Below are 25,318 nucleotides of genomic sequence, written 5' to 3'. Positions count from 1 at the left end.
TAAGCGGCTTACTAACTTCTCCAAGAAAATAATATCGATTTTCTCGGATTCGTGTCGTAACCCGCTAAGAAAATTTCTGTCGCAAGCTCCGTATTTTCTACGGAAGCCACTATCCTGCGGTCTTCCTAAGCGGCTTACTAACTTCTCCAAGAAAATAATATCGATTTTCTCGGATTCGTGTCGTAACCCGCTAAGAAAATTTCGTTGAATATGCGACGAAGTCGCAAGGGGATAGTTTCCGCCGTGTTGAAAGTCATAGAATGTTTACATTCTATGACTAGGGCTTGGCAAGACTTAGGTTTGCCAAAAAGAAATGGAACTCCGCAGGAGATCGCTTTCGGCCTGCACCACTTCAGGAAACTATCGGAAAACAGAAATTCTTAGCAAACAAGATTTATTTAAAAGGGGGACATTTTTATGTCAGAACGTAAGTTGTTTACGTCTGAGTCAGTTTCGGAGGGGCATCCGGATAAGATTGCTGACCAGATTTCAGATGCTATTTTGGATGCTATTTTAGCCCAGGATCCAGATGCCCACGTGGCAGCAGAGACAGCTGTTTACACAGGTTCTGTCCATGTGTTTGGCGAAATTTCGACCACAGCCTATGTGGACATTAACCGCGTGGTGCGCGATACCATTGCTGAGATTGGCTATACCAAGGGCGAATACGGTTTTGCTGCAGAATCAGTCGGGGTGCACCCGTCATTGGTGGAGCAATCACCGGATATTGCGCAAGGGGTTAATGAAGCCTTGGAGGCACGTCAAGATGCCAGTCAAGATCCACTCGATTTGATTGGGGCAGGTGACCAAGGGCTCATGTTTGGTTTTGCGGTAGATGAAACGCCGGAACTCATGCCTTTGCCAATTTCACTGAGTCATCAGTTGGTTCGTCGCTTGGCAGAGTTGAGAAAATCAGGCGAAATTGCTTATCTTCGTCCAGATGCCAAGTCTCAAGTAACTGTTGAGTATGATGAAAATAATCAGCCTGTTCGTGTTGATACAGTAGTTATTTCGACCCAGCACGACCCAGAAATCAGTCAAGAACAAATTCGTCAAGATGTGATTGAGCAGGTCGTTAAAGCGATTATTCCGGCAAATTATCTGGATGATCAAACTAAGTTCTTTATCAATCCTACAGGGCGCTTTGTGATCGGTGGTCCGCAAGGTGACTCTGGTTTGACTGGTCGTAAAATCATTGTGGATACCTATGGCGGTTTTGCTCGTCATGGTGGGGGTGCCTTTTCTGGTAAAGATGCGACCAAGGTTGACCGTTCAGCATCCTATGCAGCCCGTTATATTGCCAAAAATATTGTCGCGGCAGGATTTGCCAAGAAGGCAGAAGTCCAGCTAGCCTATGCTATCGGTGTGGCCCAGCCTGTTTCTGTCCGTATTGATACCTTTGGCACCAGCACTGTTTCTGAAAGCAAATTAGAGGCGGCTGTGCGTCAGATTTTCGACCTGCGCCCAGCGGGAATTATCCAAATGTTAGACCTCAAGCGTCCGATTTATAAGCAGACGGCGGCTTATGGACACATGGGACGGACAGACATTGACCTTCCGTGGGAACGACTGGATAAGGTGGATGCTTTGAAAGAGGCTTTGGCCTAGTTGATAGGGAGGTCTTGTGATGAAAAAAGCCCTGATTGTATTTGCCCATCCTCGAAAAGAAAGTTTTACCCATGCCTTGGTGGCGCGGGTTGAGCAGGCTTTACGCAAAAATGGGATAGAAGTGACTGTGCGTGATTTGTATGCGCTGGGTTTTGATCCTGTATTGCGTGGAGAGGATGCCATCCATATTGAAAATGGTCAGTTTGTTCGCGATGCAGCTGCCTATCCAGCTGATGTTCAAGTTGAGATGGACTTGATTGCGGAGAGTGATTTGCTGGTTTACATTTTTCCGTCTTGGTGGAATGGGATGCCGGCTATCATGAAAGGCTACGTTGACCGTGTTTTTCAGCATGGATTTGCCTACAGCTTTGAATCTGATGAACCGCGCCAGCTATTTTCCACGAAAAAAGCCATGTTCTTTACTCCAACAGGGCAACCGCAGAATACAGATGGCAGCTTGACACCGATTGACCAAGCCATGAAGTTTTTGACCTCTGATTGGCTCTTCAATAGCAATGACGCCCAAGTTCTTGGCCATGTTTTTTATGGCCGTGTGCCTTATTTGACACGGGATGAATTGGAAGTCTACTTGCAAGATGCAGAAGAGCGTATCCAGAAAATATTCGATTAAAGCAAAGGGGGCCTGCAAGGGCTACCCTTTTCATTTCAAATAACTAGCATTTTCACTAAGCTTGTGGTAAAATAAAACGTATGCCTTTTTGGGCAAAGTTAGAAATGAGAAATTCTAGTATGAGAAAAATTGTAATTCAAGGCGGGAAACCTTTAAAAGGGACTGTTACAGTCAGTGGTGCTAAGAACTCTGTTGTAGCATTGATTCCAGCCATTATTTTATCGGATGGGATTGTAACTCTGGATGGTGTGCCAGCTATTTCCGATGTAGATAGTTTGATTGATATTATGGAGACTATGGGGGCAACGGTCAAACGTGACGGCGAAACTCTTGAGATTGACCCGCGTGGTGTGCAAGATATGCCCATGCCTTTCGGGAAAATCAATAGTCTGCGGGCCTCTTATTATTTCTACGGTTCGCTGTTAGGTCGTTTTGGACGGGCAGTGGTCGGTCTACCAGGTGGTTGTGACCTGGGGCCTCGTCCCATTGATTTGCATCTGAAAGCATTTGCTGCTATGGGCGCTGAAACGACCTACGAGGGCGAGTATATGCGTTTGGCGACGGATGGTTCTCGTATCCGTGGGGCTCATATCTTTATGGATGTTGTCAGTGTTGGCGCGACTATCAATACCATTTTGGCGGCTGTCAAGGCTGAAGGGCGGACAGTTATCGAAAATGCGGCGCGTGAGCCAGAAATCATTGACGTAGCAACTCTTTTGAACAACATGGGAGCCCATATTCGCGGTGCTGGTACAGACATCATTACCATCGAAGGTGTTGACCGTTTGAATGGTACCCGTCACCAAGTCATTCCTGACCGGATTGAAGCAGGTTCCTATATCGCACTTGCAGCAGCAGTTGGGGAAGGTATCCGCATTGACAATGTGCTCTACGAACACTTGGAAAGTTTCATTGCCAAATTGGAGGAAATGGGCGTTAGGATGACTGTTTCTGAGGATAGCATCTTTGTTGAAAAACAGGAGCAGCTTAAGGCAGTCAGCATAAAAACAGCGCCTTACCCAGGCTTTGCGACGGATTTGCAGCAACCCATTACCCCACTCTTGCTCAAGGCAGAGGGGACTGGGACAATTACCGATACAATCTATGAAAAACGTGTCGGACATGTTCAGGAATTGTCAAATATGGGTGCCAAAATCATGACCCGCAGCAATCACATTGCCTTTGAAGGTCCAAACAATTTGGTTGGAGCGCCTGTTAAAGCAACGGATTTACGTGCAGGTGCGGCCATGGTCATCGCTGGTTTGATGGCACAAGGGCGGACAGAAATCACCAATATTGAATTTATCCTTCGGGGCTATTCCAATATTATCGAAAAACTAACAGAACTGGGTGCGGACATCCAGCTAGTAGAAGAATAAAAGAAGGAGGCTGGAAGTCATTCCAGCCTCTCAAGATAGATGATGACTATATGGATGGGCTTGGCAGCGACTGCCAGATTTGAAACAGAACGCCTCATCTTACGGCCTTTTCGCTACGAAGATGGGGATGATTTTTACCAGATGGTTTCTAAGCCAGAAAAGATGCCTTTCATTTTTCCGGCTTTGCCCGACAAGAACTTGGCAGTAGCGACCATGGTGGAGAAATTTATGCGCCAACCCTTGGGCAACTGGGCTTTGGTGGACAAGGTTTCCCAGCAGCTAATCGGTGCGCTCTGTTTTGAAAAAATGGACGAGAGCAAGCTGACTGCGGAGCTCAGCTATTTCCTTAAAAAAGAAAAATGGAGGCAGGGTCTGATGACAGAGGCCGTGCGCAACCTAGTCTTTTTGGCCTTTTATGAATTGGGCTTGCGTGAGCTGACCATCATCACCCATCTGGAAAATGCTGCTAGTCAGGCTGTGGCCAGAAAGGCTGGCTTTGTGCAGGTTGACCACTATCGAGGGAGTGACCGTTATAGTCACAAGACGCGGGACTACCTGAAATTTAGCTTGAAAAAAGCAGACTTTAGATTAGAAATCAATGAGGAGAACCAATGATTACCATTAAATCACAGCGTGAAATTGATGCCATGAATCGTGCAGGAGACGTCTTGGCTGGAGTGCATATCGGATTGCGTGAGCTGATTAAGCCGGGCGTAGACATGTGGGAAGTCGAAGAATATGTCCGAAAGACTTGTAAGGAAAAGAATGTTTTGCCCCTTCAAATCGGTGTAGATGGCGAAATCATGGACTATCCTTATGCCACTTGTTGTGGTCTTAATGACGAGGTGGCTCATGCCTTTCCGCGTCATTACAAACTCAAAGAAGGCGATTTGCTCAAGGTGGACATGGTTCTGAGTGAGCCATTGGACAAATCAGTTATCGATGTGTCAAAACTCAATTTTAACGATGTAGCAGCCATGAAGAAAATCACCCAAAGCTATCGCGGTGGTGTGGCGGATTCTTGCTGGGCTTACGCAGTTGGTCAGGTGTCCGAAGAAGTGACTAAGCTGATGGAAGTGACTAAAGAATGTCTCTATCGTGGAATGGAGCAGGCTGTTGTTGGCAATCGGATTGGTGATATTGGCGCAGCGATTCAAGAATATGCCGAAGGTCTCGGCTACGGTGTAGTCCGTGACTTGGTTGGTCACGGGGTTGGTCCAACCTTCCACGAAGAACCAATGGTGCCTCACTACGGAATTAAAGGCCGTGGTCTCCGTTTACGCGAAGGTATGGTCTTGACCATCGAGCCTATGATCAATACAGGTACTTGGGAAATTGACACCGATATGAAAACAGGTTGGGCTCATAAAACTTTGGATGGCGGTTTATCTTGCCAATACGAGCACCAATTTGTCATCACCAAAGATGGTCCTGTTATCTTGACCAGTCAAGGCGAAGAGGGAACTTATTAAACAGACTCATGCTATAAAAAAGGAGGACAGAAGATGAAGGAGGAAACACTTTTTGAGAAGGTCAAGTCCTTTTTCGGGTCCTTCTTTTCTTTTTATCGATCAGCAGAGGTGGATTTGACCAGCGTGGCAGTGGCCTATTATTTGCTGATTTCAGGCTTTCCCATTTTGCTGACTCTGGCTAATCTTCTGCCCTACTTTCCCTTTGATGTGGAAGAAATCCTGGTCATTCTCAAAGAATTTATTCCAAGTCAGTTTTCTGGGACAGTTTTGCCAACGGTGCGGTTGCTCCTGACCCAACGTTCCTCCTCTTGGCTAGGAATTTCAATTATGACAACGCTCTGGACGGTCTCTAAGAGCATGATGATTTTGCAAAAGGCGGTCAACAAGGCCTACGGTGTCACAGACCACCGCAATGTAATTCTTGCACGGATTGTAGGTGTCTTGATGGGGCTTGGTCTCCAAACCATTCTCATTTTGTCCATTACGCTCTTGACCTTTGGCCAAGCCATTGTCCAATTTATCCGGTCCAATCTGGGTATTGCCAATGATTGGTTGCTGGGGATTTTTAGCCAGGTCCAGTGGATTGCTTATCTAGCCCTGGCGGTTAGTTTGATTATGTTTTACTATGTTTTACCTAATGTAAAAATTCCCAAGCTACGCTATGTTTTGCCAGGACCTGCTTTTGTTCTGGGAGTCTTTATTAGTCTGGGGAATATGTTAGCGACCTATGTTCAGCGTTCGGCAGATAAGATGGTCGATGTCCGCCTGGTGACTAGTTTGGTCTTTCTGGTTGTCATGATTTGGTTCATTCTCTTGAGCCATCTTCTCATAGTGGGAGCAGTTCTCAATGCCACTGTCCAGAGCAGACAGGAGGGCGAATTTGAACAGCGGTCGGGAGATATGAAAGAAACCTGGAAGGCCCTGAAAAGATTTTTTACAAGAAAGCAGAGTACATGACCAGCGAGAGTTGGTCTTTTTTGGTGCGTTTTTCTGGATTTTATGAATAATTAGTGATACAGTTATAAAAAAAGTTGGATACAGGAGGTTGATATGAAATTTAGCCGAATTTTATTTTTATCCTTGTTCAGTTTGATCCTTGTAGCCTGCGGGCTTAGTCAAGGTCAGAATTCTGCACAATCATCAGATTCTGAAGCTACTGTTACTGGGACTTCAAGCAGTGGAACAGCTGAAACTTCTAGTCAATTGCCTTCAAAGCAAGCATTAGAGGCTGATCCCACACCCTTGGATATTGCGAGTGTAGTCAATCTTGCAAATTTGGGTCAGAATCTGTCAGACGGAGGCTATGTTTTTGTTTTTCGCTATACAGGGGCTGGCGGAGAGCGGACAGCAGTTCCGGAGAATCTACAAGGTCAGGTTATCGATGATGGCCAGCGGATTTCTGATTCTAGCGTAGAAAAGATGGGACTCTATGGGCAAAAATACCGGGATTTAGGGGTAGAAGCTGACCATATCCTTACTTCTGAATATTACTTCGTCTGGCAGCATGCCCAGGCTGCATTCGGGGATAATTTGGAAATCAATCGAGATTTGACAGGGTCCTTGAATTTTTCTGACGATCAGGAATTGGAGCAATCCTTACAAAACTTGCGGAATCGGACCATTCAAGTCCCTGAAGCTGGAAAATCAACGATTTTATTTACCCACCAGGGCAAGTTTGACAAGGCCTATGGCTACTATATTCCAGCAGGGACGACCCTGGTATTCAAGCCGGATGGCAGCAACCAACCCAAGCTCATTGCTGTTTTGACTTTTGAAGAGTTTTTGAATGTATAAATTAGATACTTAAAGCAAATAGGTTTGGACCCGCCAAACCTATTTTGTATTTTTAAAAATAAATAATTTACTAAGGACATAGTTGAGGACGATGACCAAGACCTGCGAAAGAGCAGTTGCGATAGCATTGACTTTTTGAATGTCCTGTTGAACAAATTGTCCGATGATGTGAGGGAATTTTTCGACTAGGAAATAGGCTAGAGCCATATCGAGGACCAGGGTAGAAATACGGGCACCGATAAATTTGACTAGCCGTCCCTGCCAACCATTTTTTTCCTGCTTGAAGACATAGCGGTCATTGGTCCAAAAGGCAAAGAGAATGGCAACTGTGTTGGCAATCAGAGTGACCATTAAAATGTTGGGCCAGATGTAAAAGAGGCTGGTTCGCGTGATGATATAGACCAGGGTTGCGGCGACGCCTGCGATTAGATAGAGGATGACTTCATTTTCTAAGAATGTTTTTACTAGTTTTTTCATAAGAACTAGTCTATCATTTTTTTGAAAATTATGCTATACTGGAAAACGTTGTAAATACAACCCTTGGGACTTGCTCACTTTACCCAAGCATATTTCAGGCGGTCAACCCGCTAAAGGAGAATTTTTTATGAAGACATCTACCTTTTCTGTCAGAGATCTGGCAGAGATTGCTATCGTTGCGGCCATTTATGTGGCTTTGACCCTCACACCACCCTTGAATGCTATATCCTTCGGTGCCGTTCAATTTCGGATTTCAGAAATGCTGAATTTTCTAGCCTTTTATAATCCTAAATACATCATCGGAGTGACCATCGGTTGCATGATTGCCAATCTGATTGGCTTTGGGGTCATTGATCTATTTGTTGGTGGTTTTTCAACCCTTATCTTCGTGACACTTGGTGTGAAATTATTTTCAAAATACAAGGACCAATATCTTTTCAATGGTTTGATCAATAAGGCTTTCCTCTATTTTTCCTTGTTTTTCTCATTTACCATGTTTACCATTGCTTTAGAGCTAAAGTTCTTGTACGATTTGCCATTTTTCCTTACCTGGTTGACAACAGCGGCTGGGGAATTGGTTTCGCTCTTGGTCGGGGCAGTCATTATGGATAAATTGGCTAAGCGATTGAATTTGTAACAGAACGAGTTAATGTGAGCAGGGTCTGGACTGAAGTCCAGGCTCTTTTTGCATGTAAGATAGAATGAGCTCATTTAGTTAATCAAAGACAATAGGATTTTCTGGACTATAGCAATAAAAATTGCTCCGCAGACCGGATCTTTGGCTCTCTTTTTGAGCTGTTCAGGTCTTTTTTCATGGTATAATAGAGCTTATGGAAGAAAAATACATGAAGATTGCCCAAGAATTGGGTGTAAGTTTGAAACAGATTGATACGGTATTGACCCTGACAGCTGAGGGCAATACCATCCCCTTCATCGCTCGTTACCGCAAGGAAGCAACGGGTAATTTGGACGAGGTTCTTATCAAGGCTATTATTGACCGAGATAAGGCTTTGACGGCTTTGGCTGACCGCAAGGCGACGGTTCTGACCAAAATTGAAGAGCAGGGCAAGCTGACTGACCAGCTCCGTCAGGCCATTGAAGAGGCTGAAAAGTTGGCGGACGTTGAAGAGTTGTACCTGCCATATAAGGAAAAACGTCGGACCAAGGCGACGGTGGCGCGTGAGGCTGGTCTCTTTCCACTGGCACGCTTGATTTTGCAGTATGGTGCAGACTTAGAAACTCAGGCGGCAAGCTTTGTCACTGAAGGCTTCGATACGCCGACCGCTTGCTTGGTCGGTGCAGTGGACATTCTCGTGGAAGCTCTGGCTGAGGACGCCAAACTCCGTTCTTGGGTCTACCATGAAATCCTGACCAATTCCAGACTTATATCAGAAGTCAAGGACCAGGACAGCGATGAGAAGGCTGTCTTTGAAATCTACTATGAATTTGCCGAGAAAATTGCGAAGATGCAAGGCTATCAGACTCTTGCCATCAACCGCGGTGAAAAATTAGGCATTCTCAAGGTCGGTTTCCAGCACAATCTGGACAAGATGATCCGCTTTTTTGAATTGCGCTTTCCGCAGCAAAATGCCTATATTCAAGAAGTTATCAGTCAGGCCCTGAAAAAGAAGATTATCCCAGCTATGGAGCGCCGTATTCGTACGGAATTGACTGAGCAGGCGGAAGAAGGGGCCATCCAACTCTTCTCGAAAAACCTCCGCAACCTGCTTTTGGTTTCACCCCTGAAGGGCAAGGTAGTCCTCGGCTTTGACCCTGCCTTTCGTACAGGGGCAAAACTAGCGGTCGTTGACCAGACAGGAAAACTCCTGACGACACAGGTTATTCACCCCGTCAAGCCGGCCTCACATGCTCAGATTGCCCAAGCCAAGCAGGATTTGGCGAATCTGATTGGTCAATACCAAGTCGAAATCATTGCCATCGGAAACGGTACGGCCAGCCGCGAATCAGAAAGCTTCGTTGCTGATTTGCTCAAGGACTTCCCACAGGTCTCCTACGTCATCGTCAATGAAAGCGGAGCCTCAGTCTACTCTGCCTCCGAACTGGCCCGTCAGGAATTTCCAGACCTAACTGTCGAAAAACGCTCTGCTATTTCCATCGCCCGCAGGCTCCAAGACCCGCTGGCTGAGCTGGTCAAGATTGACCCGAAGTCCATAGGTGTCGGCCAGTACCAGCACGATGTTAATCAGAAACTTCTGTCCGAGAGTCTGGATTTTGTCGTCGATACGGTGGTCAACCAAGTCGGTGTCAATGTCAATACGGCTAGTCCCGCCCTCCTTGCCCATGTGGCTGGTCTCAACAAGACCATTTCGGAGAATATCGTCAAGTACCGCGAGGAGCATGGCGCTCTGACCACCCGTCAAGAGCTCAAAAAGGTGCCGCGTTTGGGCGATAAGGCTTTCGAGCAGGCGGCTGGCTTCTTGCGTATTCCTAACGGCACTAATCTTTTGGATAATACTGGCGTGCATCCCGAGTCTTACAAGGCTGTCGAGAACTTGCTTGCTCATCTAGCTATCGACCACTTGGACTCTGCTGCGCAGGAAAAATTAGCGACGGTGTCAGTTGCGGACATGGCTGAAACCTTGGGCATCGGTCAGGAAACACTGAAAGATATTATCGCAGACTTGCTCAAACCGGGGCGGGATTTACGGGATGATTTCGAGGCCCCTGTTTTGCGTCAGGATGTCTTGGATGTCAAAGACTTGAAAGTCGGTCAAGAATTGCAGGGAACGGTCCGTAACATTGTGGACTTCGGTGCCTTTGTCGATATTGGTGTCCATGAAGATGGGCTTATTCACATTTCCCGCATGGTCAAACGTAAGCGTGACGGCAAAGGTCGTCTTATGGCGCAACCTCACCCGAGTGAAATCCTTGCGGTCGGCGAAATTGTCACTGTCTGGGTGACAGAAGTAGATATAAAACGCAACCGTATCGGTCTGAGCCTCTTGAAACCTCATGGACTTGACTAAGTACGTAGAGCTGGTATCCAGAGAGGACTTCGGCAAGGAATTTCGTCATGTAGCCATCTGGAATCGCCGTCTGCGCTCGACAGGCGGACGCTTTTTCCCGCAGGATGGGCACTTGGATTTCAATCCCAAGCATCTGGAAGAGTTTGGTTTGGAGGTCTTTAGGCAGATTGTCCGCCACGAGCTCTGCCATTACCATCTCTATTTTGAGAAAAAGGGCTATCGCCACGGGGATAGGGATTTTCAAGAACTATTACAGGCTGTCGATGGACTTCGTTATGCACCTAAATTGGCACAAGCACAGAAACCAAATCCCCGCTACAGTTGCACGGCCTGTGGTCAAGTCTACATGAGAAAGCGCAGGATTGACCTCAAGAAATACAGGTGCGGCAAGTGCAGGGGGATGCTAAAACAGCTAAAAAACGAATCATGATAGTTTCGTCATCACGATTCGTTTTTCTTTTTATAGGGGTAAAATCAATTCTTCCTCTTCCTCTGTAGGTTCGCCCCCAACGGCCTTGATTTCAATCATGAGGTTGTGGGGCAGGCAGACGGAGAGTTGACCGGGTTTGCTAATCCAGCCTGTCATGACGGCAATCTGATCCGGGCTATTGTCTTCCTTGACCCGGATACTCTGACCGTCGACTTCGATGATATTGTATTGGCCAGGATTGGGATAATAGGTGATTTCCTGGTGTTTGGTATCGGCAGCTAGTTCAAATTCATCCACGACCTCGCCGTTGATGCGGACATAAGCAATGATTTTTGCTTCTTGTCCCTGCTCTGATAGCTCTGCATAGGTGAGGATAGCAGGTGTGAAGGACAGAACCAGGGCCAGTCCGATGAGCAGGTAGTCGAATAGTTTTAGCTGCTTGAGAATAGTCTTGAACGTCATAGCTCTATTGTATAGAAAAAATCCAGCTTTGTAAATTGCTGGATTGATTTTATTCTGGGGGACAGCTTTATAACTGAGTAGCTGACTTGATGATGCCTAATCCAACTCATTTTTCATATCCAGGTGTTGGGCTAGGATACTCCAGCTTGGGTTTTCTTGCCAGTTGGCTTCAGCGGTAATTTGGCTAGCCAGGCGCCTAGCTTCTTCTAGGATAGGATAGTCATCAATGATATTGGCAACCTGAAATTCTGGCAGACCGGATTGGCGGGTACCAAAGATCTCACCAGAGCCCCGCATTTTCAGGTCTGCTTCGGATAGGACAAATCCGTCCGTAGTTTCTGTCATCAGTTTCATCCGTTCCTTGCCGGACTCGGTTTTGGGATTGGCGACCAGGATGGCGTAGGATTGCTTGTCTCCCCGACCCACCCGGCCCCTCAGCTGGTGGAGCTGGCTGAGACCAAAACGATCCGCATCCATGATAACCATAATGCTGGCATTGGGAACATTGACACCAACCTCGATAACCGTTGTTGAGACCAGGATATCTGTTTTTCTTTCCTTGAAAGCCTGCATGATACTATCCTTTTCCTCGGAGGACATCTTACCATGCAGGAGGTCAATTGTGGTCTTCGAGCCGAAATAGTCCCTCAATTCCTCCGTTAAGGCAACCGCATTTTTCAAGTCCAGGGCTTCGGATTCCTCAATCAAGGGAGAAACGAAGTAGACCTGGCTTTCTTTTTTTAGCTCCTTTGTCATCCAATCCAGTACAACTGGTAGCTGCTGGTGTTTGACCCAGCGCGTGATAATGGGTTTTCGTCCGGCTGGAAGTTGGTTGATGATGGAGACGTCCATATCGCCAAAGGCTGTGATGGCTAATGTCCTTGGAATCGGTGTAGCCGTCATCATGAGAACATCTGGATTGCTCCCTTTTTGACGGAGGAGTTTTCGTTGCTTGACCCCAAACCGGTGTTGTTCGTCTGTGATGACTAAGCCTAATTTATGATAAGTGACTGCATCCTGAATCAAAGCATGGGTCCCGACGATCAAGTCGACCTGATTTTCCTCGATAGCCTTGAGCGCGGCCCGTCTAGGGGCAGCCTTCATTTTACCGGTTAACAGGGCTATGGACAAGTTGGGAAAGAGTCCCTGTAGGCTTTGATAATGTTGCTCGGCTAGAATTTCCGTTGGAACCATGAGGGCAGATTGAAAGCCAGCTGTGTGAGTGGCGTAGATGGCCAAGCCTGCCACAACCGTTTTTCCGGAACCGACATCACCTTGCAGCAGCCGATTCATGTGGCGACTGGATTTCATATCTTCTAAGATATCCTCCAGGACCTGATTCTGAGCCTGGGTCAGAGAGAAGGGGAGGGCCTGGATGGCTTGCTGGACAGCTAGTTGGTTAAATGGAATGGCTAGTCCCTTAGATTGGTCACGGTTTTGCGCCTTGAGTTGCTGGAGCTGTAGCTGGAAATAGAAGAGTTCTTCAAATTTAATACGGCGCAGGGCTTGTCTATACTGGTCTAAGTCTTCTGGGAAATGCATGGCCCGAACAGCGTCGATCCGTCCCATGAGCTTGTAGCGTTCCAGTATAGGGCTGGGGAGATTCTCAGTCAGGAGGTCTAAATAGCCTAGGTCCACGGCGGACTTGACCAGTTTGACCAGCTGGGTCTGACTAATTCCTTGAGCGACATGATAGACAGGCTGCAAATCATCTGCTTGCTGGGACAAGATTTTCATTCCCGTCAAGCTAGCCTTGGCTTTATCCCATTTACCCCAAATGACTATATCTTGTCCTACTTCCACCTTGTCGGCCAAATAGGGTTGATTGAAAAAAGAAACGGATACCACCACCTGGTCCTGCTTGATAGAAAAACGAAGGCGGTTGCGTTTGAAGCCATAATATTGCACATTGGCTGGAGTGACGACCTGCCCCATAATCACGGCCTTTTCGCCGTCCATAAGCTCTAAGATGGACTTTGTCTCGTAATCTTCGTAGCGGAAGGGATAGTAGCACAGGACATCTTCCACGCTATAGAGGTCTAGTTTTGTAAATTTCTCTGCTGACTTGGGTCCAATTCCAGGCAAGACAGACAGCGGGTCCTTCAAGTGTTTCATGCTTGTATTATAGCAAAAGTTTGACCAATTTCCCAAAACAAAAACACCCAGTGTCGAACTAGGTGTTTGCCATGGCTTGTTTAAGCCGTTTTCTGTAAATCAGGCTACTAGGTATGAGGACGAGAATGCTGCCAATCCAGGCTGCAGGATTAGCGGCCGCAACGCCATTGAAGCCAAAATAGTGGAGGCCAACAATGGCCACGAGAGCCCGCATGATCAATTCTCCGAAACCAGCCAGCATAGGTACGGCACCATTTCCCAGCCCCTGGATGAAGCTCCTAAGGATAAAGAGGCTGGCCACAATCCAATAACAGGAGGCATTGATAATGTAGTAGGCCAGTGCTAAGTCAAGAACGGTCTCGCTGGCGTCTGCGATGAAGAGACCTGAGAAGAACCGATTTCCCCAGATAAGAACAAGAGCGAACAAGATAGACCAGGCCAAACTGATATAGAGGGTCTTTTTGACCCCTTCCAAAATGCGGTCATATAGTTTAGCACCATAGTTTTGGGCCGTAAAGGTTGAGATAGCCAGTCCCAGATTCACCATGGGCAACATGGCCAATTGGTCCGTCCGTAGGGCAATAGATTGGGCAGCGATGGCATCGGTTCCCAACTGGTTCATCATGACCTGGAAGGTCAAGGAGCCAATGGCAATAACGCTGGCCTGTAATCCCATTGGAAAGCCAATATTGGCATGTTTGATTAACTCCTCTTTTTCAAGTTTCAAATCGCCTGGTTTTAAGTGGTAATGGGGAATTTTTCTCTTGATGTAAATGATGAGGAAGATAACGGAGAAGGCCTGGGCCAAGACTGTTGCAAAGCCAGCTCCGAAGACGCCCCATTTCATGGTTAAAATAAAGAAAAAGTCAAGGCCGATATTGATGATGCAGGCGATGATGAGGGCGATAAGCGGAGTTCGCGAATCTCCCAGACTACGGATGGCACTGGACAAATAGTTATAAAAGATGGTAAAGGTCATTCCGCCATAGATAGCTAGAAGGAAGTCGTGGGCGTGCTCGATGATATCAGCAGGCGTCTGCATGAGTTCCAGGGTTGGGCGGAGAAAGAGAAGGGAGACCGTCGTCAGTACCAAACTAACGATGGCAGCATAGAAAAGTCCGTGAACAAAGCTTTTCTTGAGGCCAATCAAGTCCCCTGCACCAAAGCGTTGGGCACTAATAATGGTGAGGCCATTAGTTAAGCCTTGGGCAAAGCCTAGAATCAAAAATGTCAGTCCAACAGTGGCTCCTACACTTGCAAAGGCCGTGGTCCCAAGGGTATGGCCAACAATCATGCTGTCAGCAAAATTGTAGGTTAACTGGAAAAAAGAGCCGATCAAGAGAGGGATAGCAAATTGTAAAATAACAGTTAAGGGTTTCCCCTTGGTCAAATCGTTCATATAATCTCCTTAAAATATGAATGATAAATCAGTCAAAATTTGTCACCTTATCCTGTGAACTCTTCAAAATGATCGACCGTGTTGTGGTCCGTTACAGCCATAACGACCTCGTCTTCATTGAAAACATAGTCAGGCGATAACTGGATATTGAGTTCCTTGGTGGTTTTGAGGCGGTAGCCGATAATGTTCATCTTGTAGTTCTGACGCAGTTGCAACTCTGCCAAAGTCTTGCCCAGCCATTTTTTAGGGGGGTGAAACTCAACGATGGACACGTTACCATCCAGCTGGACTAGGTCCGTCGTATTGCGGTGGAGGAGGTGCTTGGCCAGGGAAACGCCTGTTTCTCTTTCTGGTGAAATAATCTTATCAGCACCAATTTTTAAGAGGACCTCTTTAGCGGTCTTGCTCTTCACCTTTGCGATGACCTTTGGAACACCCAGTGCCTTACAGTGGAGGACGGCTAGGACGCTAGACTCCAGATTGTCACCTGTTGCGACGACGACGGTATCACAGCTGTCAATACCTGCGGCCCGCAAGAGGGATTTATCAGTGATATCTCCGACAATACCGCGGGACAGGATGGGCTCCAATTGGTTGATTTGATTTTCATGATTATCGACGGCGATAATGTTGCAGTTGTAGGGATGTAGGGTCTTAGCGATAGTGGTACCAAAAACGCCTAGACCTAAAATACCGATAGTAAATGATGACATGGGTTCTCCTTTAAACAATCATGGTTGATTTTGCATATTGTAATTTATCCTTCTTGTCAGGTCTGTGACTAGATAGACTGACTAGAATGTAGATAGGGCCGATTCTGCCAAAGAACATCAGGAACATGATGATAACTTTTCCAGCCAAACTGAGGAAGGGGGTTAAATTGGCGGTCACACCGACCGTTGCCAGGGCTGACATGACCTCAAACATGAGGAAAATCAAAGGTTGCTTAGCATCTGTCACACTGAGTCCAGCCAAGCCTAAGATAAAGACAGACGTAAAGACGATGAAGGTTGCAAATGCCTTGCGGATGGTCAGATGGTCAATGGTATGGTGGTTGAAATTAGTATGGGGAAGCCCCAGAATTTCGCTGCGTGCATAGAGTAAAAGCGTCAGGAAGGCTGTGATTTTAATACCTCCTGCCGTACCACCAGGGGCTCCTCCCAGCATCATTTGGAAGATATAGAGGAGGAGGGTGATAGGTTCGGCCTTGGTATAATCAATACTGGCAAAGCCTGCTGTCCGCATGGTCACCGTTTGGAAAAAGCTGGTCAATAGTTTGTTGCCCAGCGACATGGAGCCAATAGTGGCAGGATTATTGTATTCTGTGATAAAGGTTAAGACTGTCCCCGCTGCAAGAATGAGTACAGTCAGAGCCAGCACTACCTTGGTATGGAAATGGAGTTTTCTGTGGTGGAATTTCTTGCCTATTTGAGAACGTAAGTCAAACCAGACGGAAAATCCCAATCCTCCCATGATAATCAGAGCAGCCAAGGTTAGATTGATGAGGGGATTTTCAGCGTACTGGACGATGCTGCTGGCCCCTAAATTATCAAAACCAGCATTACAGAAGGCAGAGACAGCCACAAAGACAGAAGAAAATAGACCGTCCTTCCAGCCGTATTCTGGAACAAATTGAAAGGCCAGGAAGAAGGCGCCCAGGGCCTCACTGGCAAAGGTAAAGGCAAAGACAGATTTGATAAAGCTGGAAAAATGCTTGGTGTCCGTTCGCGACAGGGCCTCCTGTAAGGTAGAAGCATTGACAAAACTCAATTTCCGTCCTCCTCGAAGGGAGAAGAGACCGATAAAACTAATTAAGCTCAATCCGCCGATTTGAATCAGGACCATACAAATCAATTGTCCAAACATGTTGTAGGTTTCAGCCACAGGCTTGGTAAATAACCCCGTCACGCAGACCATGGATACCGTAGTAAACAAATGGTCCAGGTAGCTAGCAGTAGAGCTAGCCTTTTGAGCAATTGGTAAACTGAGCAAAAATGAGCCAACCAGAATTACAGCTAGGAAACTGGCGATAATCCGTTGACTAGGTGAAAATTTCATTTTCAAAGCCCCATTCTATTCTATAAAATATGAAGCCATTTTAGCATAATTTTTCCAAAAAGTAAGGAAAGAAGTGGCGAGAAAGCAGAAGAACCAGCATTTTGGAAGAAATAATTCATTAAATTTTCAGAATATTTAATAAAATCCTTTACAAGTCCATGAAAATGGGTATAATAGGGAGTATAGAAAAAATTAGGAGGTTTAGGTATGAAGAAAAATTTCATTCATCAGCAAGAGGAGATTTCTTTCGTCAAGAATACATTTACCCAGTATTTGAAAGACAAGCTGGAAATCGTTGAAGTGCAGGGACCGATTTTGAGTCGTGTCGGGGATGGTATGCAGGATAATTTGTCTGGCGTGGAAAATGCCGTTACCGTTAATGTCAAACTGATTCCAGATGCGACCTACGAGGTAGTGCATTCCCTTGCAAAATGGAAGCGTCATACCTTGGCTCGTTTCGGTTTCAATGAAGGCGAGGGACTCTTTGTCCACATGAAGGCTCTCCGCCCGGATGAAGAGGATTTGGATGCCATCCACTCGGTCTATGTAGACCAGTGGGATTGGGAAAAGGTTATTCCAGCTGGTCGGAGAAATCTGGCCTATCTGAAGGAAACAGTTGAGCAGATTTACAAGGCCATCCGCCTGACGGAGTTGGCAGTTGAGGCGCGTTACGATATTGAGTCTGTCCTGCCCAAGAAAATAACCTTTATCCACACAGAAGATTTGGTCAAGAATTTTCCTGATTTGACACCTAAGGAACGTGAGAATGTTGTTGCCAAAGAATACGGTGCTGTTTTCCTCATCGGTATCGGTGGTGAATTGGCCGATGGCAAGCCACATGATGGTCGCGCACCTGACTACGATGACTGGACGACACCGTCAGAAGGTTCTTACAAGGGTCTCAACGGAGATATTTTGGTCTGGAATGAAGCTCTAGGTTCTGCCTTTGAATTGTCCTCAATGGGCATTCGGGTGGACCAAGATGCTCTCAAACGCCAAGTAGCTATTACCGGCGATGAGGCTCGTTTGGCCTATGATTGGCACCGTGCTCTCTTGGACGGCCAGTTTCCGCTATCTATCGGTGGTGGTATTGGACAATCGCGTCTGGCCATGTTTCTCCTTCGTAAAAAACATATCGGTGAGGTTCAATCCAGCGTCTGGCCACAAGAAGTCCGAGATAGATTTGAAAATATTTTGTAAGAGATTGGTGACAATCTCTTTTCTTTCGCTTTCATTGACTCATTGAAAACATTTACAACATGATTATCTGTGATTTTTGCGCCAAACTGTGATATACTTTTTTAGTTACATTAAATGATTTAGAGGATAATATGACAAAACTTAGAGAAGACATCCGTAACGTTGCTATTATTGCCCACGTTGACCACGGAAAAACAACCCTCGTTGATGAGCTTTTGAAGCAGTCACAAACCCTTGATGAGCGTACGCAGTTAGACGAGCGTGCCATGGACTCAAACGACATCGAAAAAGAGCGTGGGATTACTATCCTTGCTAAAAACACTGCTGTAGCTTATAACGGTACTCGTATCAACATCATGGACACACCAGGACACGCGGACTTTGGTGGTGAGGTTGAGCGAATCATGAAAATGGTTGACGGTGTTGTGCTTGTCGTAGATGCTTACGAAGGTACCATGCCACAGACTCGTTTCGTATTGAAAAAAGCCCTTGAACAAAACCTGACACCAATCGTTGTTGTCAACAAGATTGACAAGCCTTCAGCTCGTCCAGAAGAAGTAGTGGACGAAGTGCTTGAGCTCTTCATCGAGCTTGGTGCGGATGATGACCAGTTGGAATTCCCAGTTGTTTACGCATCTGCTATCAACGGAACATCTTCTCTGTCAGACAATCCAGCTGACCAAGAAGAAACAATGGCACCAATATTCGATACCATCATCGAGCACATTCCAGCTCCAGTTGATAATTCAGACGAGCCACTTCAGTTCCAGGTTTCGCTCTTGGATTATAACGACTTCGTTGGTCGTATCGGTATCGGCCGTGTCTTCCGTGGTACGGTAAAAGTTGGTGACCAAGTTACCCTTTCTAAACTCGACGGTACAACGAAGAACTTCCGCGTAACTAAGCTCTTCGGTTTCTTTGGCCTTGAGCGCAAGGAAATCCAAGAAGCTAAGGCAGGTGACTTGATTGCCGTTTCAGGTATGGAAGACATCTTCGTCGGTGAAACTGTAACGCCAACGGATGCGGTTGAAGCACTCCCAGTTCTTCGTATCGATGAGCCAACTCTTCAAATGACTTTCTTGGTCAACAACTCACCATTTGCAGGTCGTGAAGGTAAGTGGGTAACTTCTCGTAAAATCGAAGAGCGTCTTTTGGCAGAATTGCAGACAGACGTGTCTCTCCGTGTAGAAGCGACTGATTCACCTGACAAATGGACTGTTTCAGGGCGCGGTGAATTGCACTTGTCCATCTTGATTGAAACCATGCGTCGTGAAGGCTATGAGCTTCAAGTTTCACGTCCAGAGGTTATCATCAAGGAAATCGATGGCGTGAAGATGGAGCCATTTGAGCGCGTGCAAATTGACACACCAGAAGAATACCAAGGTTCTGTTATCCAATCTCTTTCAGAGCGTAAGGGTGACATGTTGGATATGATTTCAACTGGTAATGGTCAAACTCGATTGGTCTTCCTTGTACCAGCCCGTGGTTTGATTGGTTACTCAACGGAATTCCTTTCTATGACTCGTGGTTACGGCATCATGAACCATACTTTTGACAAATACTTGCCAGTTGTCCAAGGTGAAATCGGTGGTCGCCACCGTGGTGCCCTGGTTTCCATCGATCAAGGTAAGGCAACGACTTACTCAATCATGCGTATTGAAGAACGTGGTACCATCTTCGTCAACCCAGGTACTGAAGTGTACGAAGGTATGATCATCGGTGAAAACTCACGTGAAAATGACTTGACAGTTAATATTACAACAGCTAAGCAAATGACCAACGTTCGTTCAGCAACCAAGGATCAAACATCAGTCATCAAGACACCACGTATCTTGACTCTTGAGGAATCACTTGAATTCTTGAACGACGATGAGTACATGGAAGTAACGCCAGAATCAATCCGTCTTCGTAAGCAAGTCTTGAACAAGGCAGAGCGTGACAAGGCTGCTAAAAAGAAAAAATTAGCAACGGAAGAATAGAAATCTCAAAGGGGATGGTCATGTTTTATCTGATACTAGCAATATTATTGGTGCTCTTTTATATCTTTTTAGCCCCCAATAATGTACGAGGGACTATCAACCTCATGGTAGCAGTTGTTGCCGTTGTAGCCCTCTTCATCTTTTTAATGCTAGCCTTCCTAAAAATCTTGCAGGTATCTTCAGATATTTGGGTAGGATTTATCGTCATCTTCATCGGCCTATGGGCCATGAGAGACATCTATTATTTAGATAAACCGAGTCGAAAAACAGTGAGAAAATAAGAAGAAGCAGGATTGGAAAGAGTCCTGCTTTTTTGTTATATTAAAAGCCCGACTTACTGTCGAGCTAAGATATTATTCTTTATCAATTTTCTTTTCTAATTTTTCCAATTGTTTGGCTGCGAAGTCACGACCACCGAGACCGAAGGCCAGGGCAAAGGCAACAGCCAAGGCTCCCAGAACAATCGTGAAGGTCGATTGAACGATATTCTGTGCGAATTTCAATTGGTCAAGAGCCATGAAGGCTGCAAAGACAATGAGGCCATAGCGGACAAGGCCAGCTAGGAAGGCATTGTTGGTCACCTTGCTCAAGAAACCAGATAGAATGTTGCCACCAATGACTGCCAAAACAAGAATGGCAATGGCACTAATCAGGGACGGAAGGTAGGCAAGAATGGCTGTACCAACAGCGTTAAAGACTTGCAGGTTAAGAACTTGGATAGCTTGAACAAAGAAGAATACAATAATGATGCCACGAACCAATTGAGCCAGGATAGAGGAAAGTTGGAAGTTGGCATCTTCTTTGTTTGTCAAATACTTAGAGTAGGCATTGATACCAGCAGTTTCAAGAAGATTTTCCAAGAGGTTGCCCAAGAGCTTGGCAATGAAGCTACCAAGAGCGACTAGGACAAGGGCTACCAGGATATTTGGAAGGAAGCCAATGACCTGGTTGAGAATGGTGACGATTGGTTGAGAAATGCTGGTGATACCCAGAGTTTCCAAGGCCAAGGTCAAGATTGGAATGAAGATAAGAACGTAAACGACTGTTGCTAAGACAGTGATGAGTTGTTTAGTGTCAAATGGCAATTTTTCTTGGCCAGTAACCTTGGTGTACCATTTGTCAATTTCCAGACGCTCCAAGAAGGCTTTCAGAAGACCCTTAATGAAGTTACAGAAGAAGGTTCCTACAAAGAGAATCAATCCAGCTGCAATCAAATTAGGAATAAAGGCAAAGAATTTTTGGAACATGCTCGAAATCGGGTCAACAGTACTGCTGATATTCAAGCCCGAAAGGATAGAAGGCAGGAAGAAGAGAATGACCAAGAAATAAACCAGTTGACCGAGGTTTTTAATGATGGCCTGTCCATTATCTTCCGGCTTGAGGACACCCCATTTTTGCAATTTTTGAGCAAATTGAATCTTGTTCAAACCAGCCAGGGTTAATTTACGCAGGAGACCTGCAAGGACAAAGGCAATGATCAAGAGAACGATCATGCGGACAACTCCTGGCAAGGCCGAAACCAAGGGCAGGAAGAGTGTATCGAAAATATTAGACATATAGATACTCCTTAAAAATATATTTCTATTTTAGTCTAACATTTTTATAGGTAGGGTGCAAAGAAAACGCTTTACAGTCTGCTTTTTGTGGGATAAAAGGTAGTATAGGAGGCGTTAGCTTGTTGCTATGGCTTGAAAAAGCCGGGCTTTCAAGGTAAAATAAAGTGTTAGAAAGTTGAGAGATAGGAATTGTAAGATGAAACAAATTGATAGTGTCAAAAATAAAAAGGTCCTGGTTCTGGGACTGGCTAAGTCAGGCGAGTCGGCAGCTCGCTTGCTCCACCAGCTCGGTGCCATTGTTACAGTCAATGACGGCAAGCCGTTTGAGGATAATCCCACAGCTCAATCTCTCCTGGAAGAGGGGATTCGTGTCATCTGTGGCAGCCACCCCCTAGAATTATTGGATGAAGAATTTGCCCTCATGGTGAAAAATCCAGGTATTCATTATCAAAATCCTATGGTAGAGAAGGCCTTGAAAAAAGGGATTCCAGTTTGGACAGAGGTGGAGCTGGCCTATTTGATTTCAGAAGCGCCGATAGTGGGTATCACAGGTTCAAATGGCAAGACTACGACTACGACCATGATTGCGGAAGTTCTCAATGCTGGCGATACATCTGCTAAACTGTGTGGGAATATCGGTTATCCAGCCTCATCAGTGGCTCAAACAGCGACAGAAGAGGACACCTTGGTCATGGAATTGTCTTCCTTCCAGCTTATGGGGACGGAGTCCTTCCGACCACACATTGCTGTGATTACCAACTTGATTGCCAGCCATATTGATTACCATGGGACCTTTGATGCCTATGTTGCTGCAAAATGGATGATTCAGCGTCAGATGACGGCTGACGATTTTATTGTGCTGAATTTTAATCAGCAGGAAGCCAAGGATTTGGCTGCTCAGACTTTAGCGACCGTGGTGCCTTTTTCTACGCTAGAGGTGGTAGATGGGGCTTATTTGGCAGAAGGCAAGCTGTATTTCAAGGGTGAATATATCATGGATGCTGATCAGATTGGTGTTCCCGGCTCGCACAATGTTGAAAATGCCCTGGCGACGATTGCGGTTGCCAAGTTACTGGGTGTGGCGAATCAGTCTATCCAGGAAAGTTTGGCTGCCTTTGGTGGTGTCAAACATCGCTTGCAATTTGTAGGAACGATCAACGATATTTCCTTCTACAATGACAGTAAATCTACTAATATATTAGCTACCCAAAAAGCTCTATCAGGTTTTGACAATAGCAAGGTCATTTTGATTGCCGGTGGTTTGGATCGTGGCAATGAATTTGATGACTTGGTGCCAGATTTAGTTGGATTGAAACAGATAGTGATTCTCGGTCAATCTGCTGAGAGAGTCCAGCGGGCTGCAGACAAAGCGGGAGTGGATACCATTTCAGCGACAGATATTGCTGATGCCACTCGCAAGGCCTTTGAATTGGCTCAAGCAGGAGACGTCGTTCTCCTTAGTCCTGCCAATGCAAGCTGGGATATGTATGCCAATTTTGAAGTTCGAGGGGATGTTTTCCTCGACACCTTTGAGGAGTTGAAAAACAAATGAAAAAAATCGTATTTACGGGTGGGGGAACAGTCGGTCATGTGACTCTCAACCTCCTCCTAATCCCGCGTTTTTTGGAAGAAGGCTGGGAAGTTCACTATATTGGAGATGAAAAAGGGATTGAGCATGAACAGATTAGCCAGTCTGGTCTGGACGTGACCTTCCATTCCATTGCCACAGGTAAACTGCGCCGTTACTTTAGCTGGCAGAATATGCTGGACGTCTTTAAGGTTGCCTGGGGGATTGTCCAATCCTTAGTGATTATTGGCAAAATCCGTCCTCAAGCCCTCTTTTCAAAAGGTGGTTTTGTATCCGTTCCGCCTGTCATTGCTGCCAAGGCTCTCGGCGTGCCAGTTTACATTCACGAATCAGATTTGTCTATGGGACTGGCCAATCGCATTGCCTATAAATTCGCTACAACCATGTATAGCACTTTTGAGCAACCACTGTCACTGACAAAGGTTAAACATGTGGGGGCAGTGACCAAGGTAGGTCAGACCAAGAAGAAAGTCACCCCTATTCAACTGCCGGAAATTCTGAAACAGTTTGATAAAGAGCTGCCAACGTTACTTTTTGTTGGTGGTTCGGGTGGTGCCAAGGTTTTTAATGACCTGATTAGTCAGCATAAATCGGCCTTGACCGAGCGATTTAACATTATCAATCTGACTGGAGATAGCAGTCTCAACAGTCTGGAACAGCACCTCTATCGTGTGGACTATGTGACGGAGCTCTATCAGCCCTTGATGGATTTGGCGGATGTGGTAGTGACCCGTGGTGGCTCCAATACCCTCTTTGAGTTGATTGCCATGAAAAAGCTGCATCTGATTGTCCCGCTTGGATTAAAGGCCAGTCGAGGAGACCAGATTGAGAATGCCAATTATGCGGTCAATAAGGGCTATTCACGAAAATTGGATGAAGAATTTTTGACGCTGGAGTCACTTTTTGATGAAGTGGGTTATTTGTTGACCAATAAAGACCAATTTGTCACACAAATGGAAAACTCCAATGAAATCCAGTCGGTAGATAGTTTCTATGCTATTTTGATGTCAGATATTGAGGGTGGAGGTGCCAATGGGCCACAAAGATGAACAACTGATTTCTGATGAAAACGAAAAACTTGTAGAGGTCCAAGAGATGGAGGAAACTGAAGACCAGGAGGTAGAATCTGAGTCCTTTTCAGAAGAGCAAAGTGATATAGAGCGAGCTGATGAACATTCGCATGTAGAAGGCGATGAGGAAAGTTCTTCTGAGGATGAAGAGACCGATGCTGAACCTATAGCATTGGAAGACTTGGATCCAGATGAAGCCAGCGAATTTTTCAGGAACTGGAAGGAAAAGTTCAAAGAGCACCAACAAATCCAGGAAGAGGAAATCAAGCAGGCAGAAGACCAGACAGAGACTGAAGTAACACCTGTTTCAAAAAGGTCTTTCTTTCCATTTGGACGAAAAAAAGCAGGAGAAAAGAGTAAGAAAACAGAAGCTAGAATTCCTAAGGATGCCCTCCTTAAATCTATTCCGCTTTATTTAGCTGGGCTCCTCATCATTCTCTCTTCTGCCTATCTGATTAGCCCTTTTGGTAAATTGAAAGATATTCAGGTAAAAGGAAATGAGCATATTTCGGAAGAATTGGTAAAAGAGTACAGTAATATCCATGAAAAGGACTATGTCCTATCTGTCCTTCTCAACCGAAAATCCTACACCAAGAATATCGTCAACAGAAGTAATCTAATCAAGGACGTATCTGTTCAATTCCAGCTGCCTAATCGCTTTTTGCTAGAATTAGAAGAATATAAAGAGCTTGGTTTTATCACAGAGAATAATCAATTTTACTCCATCTTATCTAGTGGCGAGGTTTCAGAGGTTCCTACTGAGGAAGAAAATATGCCTCTGAATGCAACAATGGTTCACACAACTGACAGGGAATTGTTGAAAAAAATGGCTTTACAGCTAGCTGAAATTGATGAGAATATTCGCGCCAATATCCTGACTATCGATTTGACACCTACTAAAGCAACCAAGGATTTGTTGACCTTGACCATGGCTGATGGCAACGTCGTCCTGGTGCCAGTTTCAGAGCTAGATATCAAGCTTCCCTACTATCCAAAAATTGCTCGCCAGCTCATTTTGCCGAGTATGATAGATATGGAAGTTGGAGTTTACAGTTATGCTTTATAAAGCAAGGAAATGAGAAAAAATCTTTTAGAAATAAGCATGAAAAATAG

Annotated in this window: 23 protein-coding genes and 1 riboswitch; of the genes, 16 read left to right on the top strand and 7 right to left on the bottom strand. The window is 45.6% G+C overall.

All coding sequences use genetic code 11. The features are described from left to right. Positions 1 to 417: 417 nt before the first annotated feature. From metK to ACHBHN_RS02260, 7 genes are all read left to right on the top strand, one after another. Positions 418 to 1,608, top strand: a complete 1,191-nt coding sequence (metK, locus tag ACHBHN_RS02290; protein ID WP_394733169.1) for a methionine adenosyltransferase — start codon at positions 418 to 420, stop codon at positions 1,606 to 1,608. Positions 1,609 to 1,639: 31 nt separating this feature from the next. Beyond that, a complete protein-coding gene (locus tag ACHBHN_RS02285; RefSeq protein WP_105110231.1) occupies positions 1,640 to 2,239 on the top strand; it encodes an NAD(P)H-dependent oxidoreductase in 600 nt (199 codons plus the stop codon). A gap of 119 nt (positions 2,240 to 2,358) precedes the next feature. Further along, on the top strand, positions 2,359 to 3,618 hold the full coding sequence (locus tag ACHBHN_RS02280) for a UDP-N-acetylglucosamine 1-carboxyvinyltransferase (RefSeq protein WP_105110226.1): 1,260 nt from the start codon (positions 2,359 to 2,361) through the stop codon (positions 3,616 to 3,618). Between the two features lie 42 nt (positions 3,619 to 3,660). After that, a complete protein-coding gene (locus tag ACHBHN_RS02275; protein ID WP_105123561.1) occupies positions 3,661 to 4,233 on the top strand; it encodes a GNAT family N-acetyltransferase in 573 nt (190 codons plus the stop codon). Further along, positions 4,230 to 5,090, top strand: coding sequence for a methionyl aminopeptidase (locus ACHBHN_RS02270; protein ID WP_105123481.1), 861 nt, complete (start codon positions 4,230 to 4,232; stop codon positions 5,088 to 5,090). The genes ACHBHN_RS02275 and ACHBHN_RS02270 overlap by 4 nt, the downstream gene beginning before the upstream one ends. 33 nt (positions 5,091 to 5,123) lie before the next feature. Further along, positions 5,124 to 6,047, top strand: a complete 924-nt coding sequence (locus tag ACHBHN_RS02265; RefSeq protein ID WP_172073777.1) for a YhjD/YihY/BrkB family envelope integrity protein — start codon at positions 5,124 to 5,126, stop codon at positions 6,045 to 6,047. A gap of 93 nt (positions 6,048 to 6,140) precedes the next feature. Beyond that, positions 6,141 to 6,884 (top strand): hypothetical protein, encoded by a 744-nt coding sequence (locus tag ACHBHN_RS02260; protein WP_394733562.1) that lies wholly within the window; start codon positions 6,141 to 6,143, stop codon positions 6,882 to 6,884. Positions 6,885 to 6,923: 39 nt separating this feature from the next. On the opposite strand, the gene ACHBHN_RS02255 is transcribed toward ACHBHN_RS02260, so the two are convergent. Continuing rightward, positions 6,924 to 7,361, bottom strand: a complete 438-nt coding sequence (locus ACHBHN_RS02255) for a GtrA family protein (protein WP_105110222.1) — start codon at positions 7,359 to 7,361, stop codon at positions 6,924 to 6,926. A gap of 29 nt (positions 7,362 to 7,390) precedes the next feature. Next, positions 7,391 to 7,488: riboswitch (PreQ1 riboswitch) on the top strand. On the opposite strand from ACHBHN_RS02255, the gene ACHBHN_RS02250 reads away from it, so the two are divergent. The 3 genes from ACHBHN_RS02250 to ACHBHN_RS02240 all read left to right on the top strand — a co-directional run bounded on the left by ACHBHN_RS02250 (position 7,489) and on the right by ACHBHN_RS02240 (position 10,778). Beyond that, entirely contained in the window at positions 7,489 to 7,998 is a 510-nt protein-coding gene (locus tag ACHBHN_RS02250; RefSeq protein ID WP_394733172.1) for a QueT transporter family protein, read from the top strand. A 193-nt stretch (positions 7,999 to 8,191) separates the two neighbouring features. Next, positions 8,192 to 10,348: a Tex family protein gene (locus ACHBHN_RS02245; protein ID WP_105123485.1), complete on the top strand. Its 2,157-nt coding sequence runs from the start codon at positions 8,192 to 8,194 to the stop codon at positions 10,346 to 10,348. Continuing rightward, on the top strand, positions 10,335 to 10,778 hold the full coding sequence (locus ACHBHN_RS02240; protein WP_105123486.1) for a SprT family protein: 444 nt from the start codon (positions 10,335 to 10,337) through the stop codon (positions 10,776 to 10,778). The genes ACHBHN_RS02245 and ACHBHN_RS02240 overlap by 14 nt, the downstream gene beginning before the upstream one ends. Before the next feature lie 30 nt (positions 10,779 to 10,808). Here ACHBHN_RS02240 and ACHBHN_RS02235 read toward each other — a convergent pair whose 3' ends face one another. The 5 genes from ACHBHN_RS02235 to ACHBHN_RS02215 form a co-directional block, all read right to left on the bottom strand. Beyond that, positions 10,809 to 11,240, bottom strand: a complete 432-nt coding sequence (locus ACHBHN_RS02235; protein ID WP_105110218.1) for a NusG domain II-containing protein — start codon at positions 11,238 to 11,240, stop codon at positions 10,809 to 10,811. A 96-nt stretch (positions 11,241 to 11,336) separates the two neighbouring features. Next, the gene (recG, locus tag ACHBHN_RS02230) at positions 11,337 to 13,355 is read right to left on the bottom strand and encodes an ATP-dependent DNA helicase RecG (RefSeq protein ID WP_394733561.1); all 2,019 of its coding nucleotides are present in this window, start codon (positions 13,353 to 13,355) and stop codon (positions 11,337 to 11,339) included. Between the two features lie 58 nt (positions 13,356 to 13,413). Then, positions 13,414 to 14,754 (bottom strand): MATE family efflux transporter, encoded by a 1,341-nt coding sequence (locus ACHBHN_RS02225; RefSeq protein ID WP_105110216.1) that lies wholly within the window; start codon positions 14,752 to 14,754, stop codon positions 13,414 to 13,416. A gap of 47 nt (positions 14,755 to 14,801) precedes the next feature. Beyond that, positions 14,802 to 15,467: a TrkA family potassium uptake protein gene (locus tag ACHBHN_RS02220; protein ID WP_172009209.1), complete on the bottom strand. Its 666-nt coding sequence runs from the start codon at positions 15,465 to 15,467 to the stop codon at positions 14,802 to 14,804. A 10-nt stretch (positions 15,468 to 15,477) separates the two neighbouring features. Then, positions 15,478 to 16,812 (bottom strand): potassium transporter TrkG, encoded by a 1,335-nt coding sequence (locus tag ACHBHN_RS02215; protein ID WP_105160849.1) that lies wholly within the window; start codon positions 16,810 to 16,812, stop codon positions 15,478 to 15,480. A gap of 207 nt (positions 16,813 to 17,019) precedes the next feature. Here ACHBHN_RS02215 and asnA point away from each other — a divergent pair, with 207 nt between their 5' ends. The 3 genes from asnA to ACHBHN_RS02200 all read left to right on the top strand — a co-directional run bounded on the left by asnA (position 17,020) and on the right by ACHBHN_RS02200 (position 20,272). Further along, positions 17,020 to 18,012, top strand: a complete 993-nt coding sequence (asnA, locus tag ACHBHN_RS02210; protein WP_105123490.1) for an aspartate--ammonia ligase — start codon at positions 17,020 to 17,022, stop codon at positions 18,010 to 18,012. A 131-nt stretch (positions 18,013 to 18,143) separates the two neighbouring features. Then, positions 18,144 to 19,991 (top strand): translational GTPase TypA, encoded by a 1,848-nt coding sequence (gene typA, locus ACHBHN_RS02205; RefSeq protein ID WP_105123491.1) that lies wholly within the window; start codon positions 18,144 to 18,146, stop codon positions 19,989 to 19,991. Positions 19,992 to 20,011: 20 nt separating this feature from the next. Then, entirely contained in the window at positions 20,012 to 20,272 is a 261-nt protein-coding gene (locus ACHBHN_RS02200) for a DUF3165 family protein (protein ID WP_105110211.1), read from the top strand. Between the two features lie 72 nt (positions 20,273 to 20,344). Here ACHBHN_RS02200 and ACHBHN_RS02195 read toward each other — a convergent pair whose 3' ends face one another. Continuing rightward, a complete protein-coding gene (locus ACHBHN_RS02195; RefSeq protein WP_105123492.1) occupies positions 20,345 to 21,547 on the bottom strand; it encodes a mechanosensitive ion channel in 1,203 nt (400 codons plus the stop codon). A 196-nt stretch (positions 21,548 to 21,743) separates the two neighbouring features. Here ACHBHN_RS02195 and murD point away from each other — a divergent pair, with 196 nt between their 5' ends. Genes murD through ACHBHN_RS02180 form a run of 3 tightly spaced genes read left to right on the top strand, consistent with a single transcriptional unit; the run spans position 21,744 to position 25,271 of the window. Next, positions 21,744 to 23,099 (top strand): UDP-N-acetylmuramoyl-L-alanine--D-glutamate ligase, encoded by a 1,356-nt coding sequence (murD, locus tag ACHBHN_RS02190; protein WP_105123493.1) that lies wholly within the window; start codon positions 21,744 to 21,746, stop codon positions 23,097 to 23,099. After that, the gene (locus ACHBHN_RS02185) at positions 23,096 to 24,184 is read left to right on the top strand and encodes a UDP-N-acetylglucosamine--N-acetylmuramyl-(pentapeptide) pyrophosphoryl-undecaprenol N-acetylglucosamine transferase (protein WP_105110208.1); all 1,089 of its coding nucleotides are present in this window, start codon (positions 23,096 to 23,098) and stop codon (positions 24,182 to 24,184) included. Before murD ends, ACHBHN_RS02185 begins: the two co-directional genes overlap by 4 nt. Continuing rightward, positions 24,168 to 25,271 carry a cell division protein FtsQ/DivIB gene (locus ACHBHN_RS02180; protein ID WP_105110207.1) on the top strand — a complete coding sequence of 368 codons (1,104 nt, stop codon included), beginning with the start codon at positions 24,168 to 24,170 and terminating at the stop codon, positions 25,269 to 25,271. The genes ACHBHN_RS02185 and ACHBHN_RS02180 overlap by 17 nt, the downstream gene beginning before the upstream one ends. Positions 25,272 to 25,318 lie beyond the last annotated feature (47 nt).

Source organism: Streptococcus sp. A22 (genome assembly GCF_043674215.1).
Lineage (GTDB): Bacteria > Bacillota > Bacilli > Lactobacillales > Streptococcaceae > Streptococcus > Streptococcus suis_V.
Note: the sequence above shows the minus strand (reverse complement) of the source record. Positions and strands in the feature narration are given on the sequence as shown.

Excerpts from the sequence above, each read along its gene's own strand:
- ACHBHN_RS02240 (WP_105123486.1), top strand. The coding sequence starts at position 10,335 with ATGGACTTGACTAAGTACGTAGAGCTGGTATCCAGAGAGGACTTCGGC.
- ACHBHN_RS02235 (WP_105110218.1), bottom strand. The coding sequence starts at position 11,240 with ATGACGTTCAAGACTATTCTCAAGCAGCTAAAACTATTCGACTACCTG.
- ACHBHN_RS02280 (WP_105110226.1), top strand. The coding sequence starts at position 2,359 with ATGAGAAAAATTGTAATTCAAGGCGGGAAACCTTTAAAAGGGACTGTT.
- metK (WP_394733169.1), top strand. The coding sequence starts at position 418 with ATGTCAGAACGTAAGTTGTTTACGTCTGAGTCAGTTTCGGAGGGGCAT.
- asnA (WP_105123490.1), top strand. The coding sequence starts at position 17,020 with ATGAAGAAAAATTTCATTCATCAGCAAGAGGAGATTTCTTTCGTCAAG.
- ACHBHN_RS02200 (WP_105110211.1), top strand. The coding sequence starts at position 20,012 with ATGTTTTATCTGATACTAGCAATATTATTGGTGCTCTTTTATATCTTT.
- ACHBHN_RS02270 (WP_105123481.1), top strand. The coding sequence starts at position 4,230 with ATGATTACCATTAAATCACAGCGTGAAATTGATGCCATGAATCGTGCA.
- ACHBHN_RS02260 (WP_394733562.1), top strand. The coding sequence starts at position 6,141 with ATGAAATTTAGCCGAATTTTATTTTTATCCTTGTTCAGTTTGATCCTT.
- ACHBHN_RS02255 (WP_105110222.1), bottom strand. The coding sequence starts at position 7,361 with ATGAAAAAACTAGTAAAAACATTCTTAGAAAATGAAGTCATCCTCTAT.
- ACHBHN_RS02265 (WP_172073777.1), top strand. The coding sequence starts at position 5,124 with ATGAAGGAGGAAACACTTTTTGAGAAGGTCAAGTCCTTTTTCGGGTCC.
- typA (WP_105123491.1), top strand. The coding sequence starts at position 18,144 with ATGACAAAACTTAGAGAAGACATCCGTAACGTTGCTATTATTGCCCAC.
- ACHBHN_RS02195 (WP_105123492.1), bottom strand. The coding sequence starts at position 21,547 with ATGTCTAATATTTTCGATACACTCTTCCTGCCCTTGGTTTCGGCCTTG.
- ACHBHN_RS02225 (WP_105110216.1), bottom strand. The coding sequence starts at position 14,754 with ATGAACGATTTGACCAAGGGGAAACCCTTAACTGTTATTTTACAATTT.
- ACHBHN_RS02245 (WP_105123485.1), top strand. The coding sequence starts at position 8,192 with ATGGAAGAAAAATACATGAAGATTGCCCAAGAATTGGGTGTAAGTTTG.
- ACHBHN_RS02250 (WP_394733172.1), top strand. The coding sequence starts at position 7,489 with ATGAAGACATCTACCTTTTCTGTCAGAGATCTGGCAGAGATTGCTATC.
- ACHBHN_RS02215 (WP_105160849.1), bottom strand. The coding sequence starts at position 16,812 with ATGAAATTTTCACCTAGTCAACGGATTATCGCCAGTTTCCTAGCTGTA.
- recG (WP_394733561.1), bottom strand. The coding sequence starts at position 13,355 with ATGAAACACTTGAAGGACCCGCTGTCTGTCTTGCCTGGAATTGGACCC.
- ACHBHN_RS02220 (WP_172009209.1), bottom strand. The coding sequence starts at position 15,467 with ATGTCATCATTTACTATCGGTATTTTAGGTCTAGGCGTTTTTGGTACC.
- ACHBHN_RS02185 (WP_105110208.1), top strand. The coding sequence starts at position 23,096 with ATGAAAAAAATCGTATTTACGGGTGGGGGAACAGTCGGTCATGTGACT.
- ACHBHN_RS02275 (WP_105123561.1), top strand. The coding sequence starts at position 3,661 with ATGACTATATGGATGGGCTTGGCAGCGACTGCCAGATTTGAAACAGAA.
- murD (WP_105123493.1), top strand. The coding sequence starts at position 21,744 with ATGAAACAAATTGATAGTGTCAAAAATAAAAAGGTCCTGGTTCTGGGA.
- ACHBHN_RS02180 (WP_105110207.1), top strand. The coding sequence starts at position 24,168 with ATGGGCCACAAAGATGAACAACTGATTTCTGATGAAAACGAAAAACTT.